Annotated in this window: 4 protein-coding genes; 3 read left to right on the top strand and 1 reads right to left on the bottom strand. The window is 61.8% G+C overall.

Translation table 11 applies throughout. From position 1 onward, the window contains the following. The 3 genes from tnpB to A1351_RS23160 all read left to right on the top strand — a co-directional run. Positions 1-281 (top strand): IS66 family insertion sequence element accessory protein TnpB (gene tnpB / locus A1351_RS23150; RefSeq protein ID WP_064034045.1); only part of this gene is annotated, 281 nt, incomplete at its 5' end. Between the two features lie 68 nt (positions 282-349). Further along, positions 350-1,960, top strand: coding sequence for an IS66 family transposase (locus A1351_RS23155; RefSeq protein ID WP_026597731.1), 1,611 nt, complete (start codon positions 350-352; stop codon positions 1,958-1,960). A gap of 2 nt (positions 1,961-1,962) precedes the next feature. Then, positions 1,963-2,196, top strand: a complete 234-nt coding sequence (locus A1351_RS23160; RefSeq protein WP_024878660.1) for a hypothetical protein — start codon at positions 1,963-1,965, stop codon at positions 2,194-2,196. Between the two features lie 34 nt (positions 2,197-2,230). Here the strand turns inward: A1351_RS23160 and A1351_RS24225 are convergent. Beyond that, positions 2,231-3,035: HEAT repeat domain-containing protein (locus A1351_RS24225; RefSeq protein ID WP_157096475.1), on the bottom strand; the 805-nt coding region annotated here is incomplete at its 5' end.

Here is a 3,035-nt window from a genome sequence, read left to right on the forward strand (position 1 = left end):
TGCAGGGCTTGGCGCTTCAGGTTCAAGAGCAGTTGCAACGGGACCCTCACGCCGGCGACCTCTACATCTTCCGAGGACGCCGAGGCGATCTCGCGAAAATCCTCTGGCATGACGGGATCGGCCTGTCGCTCTACGCCAAGCGGCTCGACCGCGGAAAGTTCATCTGGCCCTCGGCGAGCGCGGGCGCCGTGTCGATTTCGGCCGCCCAGATGGCCTATATGCTCGAGGGAATTGATTGGCGAAATCCGCAATCGACATGGCGTCCAGCAAGCGCGGGATGAGCGAAAAAGCTGGGGTCGGACGCATTTTGGGGCGCCACAAATCGAAAGATTTGTGATTCACTCGCTATATGGACGCCGTCGGCAAAGCCCTGTTGGACGAAAACGCCGCACTGAGAGCCGAGCTCGCCGTCGCGCGCGCGAAGGCGTCGGAAGACATGGCGCTGATCGCCGCGCAAAAGCTTCAGATCGCCAAGCTGGAGCACCAGATATACGGGCAGAAATCGGAGCGGTCGGCGCGTCTTCTCGAGCAATTGGCGCTCATGTTCGAAGAGCTGGAAGCGAGCGCGACGGAAGACGAGATCGCCGCGGAACAGGCGGTCGCGAAAACGACGGCGGTCGCCGGCTTCACGCGCAAACGGCCGGATCGCAATACATTCCCGGAACATCTACCGCGCGAGCGCGTCATGATCGAGACGCCGACGAGCTGCGCCTGCTGTGGCGGCCAGCGCCTGCGCAAGCTCGGCGAAGACGTGACGCAGACATTGGAAACGACGCCGCGTCAGTGGAAAGTGATCGAGACCGTGCGGGAGAAGTTCTCCTGCCGGGACTGCGAGAAGATCACGCAGCCGCCCGCGCCATTCCATGTCGTTCCGCGCGGCTGGGCGGGGCCGAGCCTTTTGGCGATGATCGCTTTCGAGAAGTTCGGCCAGCATCAGCCTTTGAACCGTCAGGCGGAGCGTTATGCGCTCGAAGGTGCGCCGATCGCTTTGTCGACCATGGCTGATGCGATCGGCTCCATTTGCGCCGCGCTCGAGCCTCTGCGCCTTCTCATAGAAGAGCATGTTCTCTCTGCCGAGCGCCTGCATGGCGACGATACGATCGTGCCCGTGCTGGCGAAGGGCAAAACCGACACCGGCCGCTGCTGGGTCTATGTGCGCGACGATGCGCCCTTCGGCGGCGCCGGACCGCCCGCTGCGATTTTCTATTACTCGCGTGATCGCAAAGGCGAACATCCGCAGACCCATTTGGCGAACTACTTCGGCATTCTGCAAGCGGACGCCTATGACGGCTACAACAAGCTGTATGCAGCGGAGCGCAAGCCTGGTCCGATTCTCGAAGCGGCGTGTTGGGCGCACGCGCGGCGCCCGTTCTTCGTCATGGCCGATATCGATGCGAACGTTCGTCGTAAGGCGGCGGGAAAAAAGGAGATTCCACTGTCGCCGATCGCCATGGAGATCGTGCGCCGCATCGACGCGCTGTTCGAGATCGAGAGGTCGATCAACAGCAAGAGCGCGCAAGAACGCCTCGCCGTTCGCCGGGCGTCGAGCCGACCTCTCGTCGACGCGCTGGAAAGCTATATGCGCGAACAGCTCGCCAAGCTCTCGCGTGGACATGACCTCGCCAAAGCGATGCAATATATGCTGAAGCGATGGCCGGCCTTCACGCTGTTCCTCGACGACGGGCGCGTTTGCGTGTCGAACAATGCCGCCGAGCGTGGACTGCGCGGAATTGCTCTGGGACGAAAATCATGGCTGTTCTGCGGGTCTGATCGCGGAGGCGAGCGCGCCGCCGCCATGTATGGGCTCATCGTCACAGCGAAGATGAACGGCCTCGATCCGCAGGCCTGGCTCGCCGACGTCCTCGCGCGCATCGCCGCGCATCCGGCGCATCGGCTCGATGAATTGCTGCCGTGGAACTGGAGCCAGAAGGATAAAGCCGCGCCGGCGCTGGCGGCCTGACCATGCACGTCAACAAGGTCTCTCACGTCACGACCATCGATCGCATCGCTGCGCAGCTCGGCGAAAGCGTCGACTTCCTCCATGACGTCGCCAATGAAATGGAGCCCGAGGATGGCGTGATCTGGGTCTATGGCCTCGGCGACCTCGAGATCCTGGCCTTCACCGACTTCGGTGTCGAGAACCTCGTCGAGCTCATCAAAATCCACAAAGAGATGAAGTCGCACCGAGAGCGCTGACGCGAGGATCCTGCGTTCACGATGAGCGCTTGCTTTACGATTGCCTGTTCGGCAATTGCAGCAATCTCGCGAGCGCCTCGGAATCCATGTCGGGATCGACGCTGAAGCCGAGATATGATTTGGCGGCGTCCACGAAGAGTCCTTCGTGCTCGCCCGCCGCCGAGATTTCGGCGACCAAGTAAGGCACGACGCGGTCGTCGCGCCTGCGAGCCAAGCCATGGAGCGCCTCGGCTCTTACGAAGACGTCAGCGTCATTTACCCGTCGCAGCAGCGCATCCCGAATCTCGGGGCCGTCAATCGAAACGGTCTGGCCGATACTTGTGGCGGCCCAATCTCGCGCCCTTTCATATGGATCGTCCATCAACTCCAGCAGAGCGCCTACCGCCGCATCCGAAGTCGCACCACAGAGGGAGAACGCCACGCCGTGGCGGACGTCGTCGTCAGAATGGTTGCGCAGCCCGATCAGAGCACCCTCGCAACGACGGTTTCCGAGATGGCCAAAGGCGAACACCGTCGCTATCAAGACATCTCTGTCCTGTTCGCGGTGAATAATCTCGAGGAGGGCGTCGCAGCATTCCTCTGGAAAGGTGCGCGCGGGTGAGCCCAACTGGCCTAGAATGGTAACCCCGAGCCTTCGTGACTTCGGATCCCGCGCGCCAGACAGTGCGATCGCGGCGTCGACGACCTCTCTTGTCCCCCGAGCTTCCAACACTGCTAAGGGATTACAAGTAGCACTCTTCCCGTCCTCATCATCGATCTGCGCCAATGAAGCCGCTATCAACTCTGCCGTTGAGCGACCGTCTCGCTTCATCTCTTCGAGCGTGCTCAAGAGCGCTGAC

This window comes from Methylosinus sp. R-45379 (assembly GCF_001644125.1).
GTDB lineage: Bacteria > Pseudomonadota > Alphaproteobacteria > Rhizobiales > Beijerinckiaceae > Methylosinus.

Bases quoted from the DNA above. Each gene is read 5' to 3' on its own strand.
- A1351_RS23160 (WP_024878660.1), top strand. From the start codon at position 1,963: ATGCACGTCAACAAGGTCTCTCACGTCACGACCATCGATCGCATCGCT.
- A1351_RS23155 (WP_026597731.1), top strand. From the start codon at position 350: ATGGACGCCGTCGGCAAAGCCCTGTTGGACGAAAACGCCGCACTGAGA.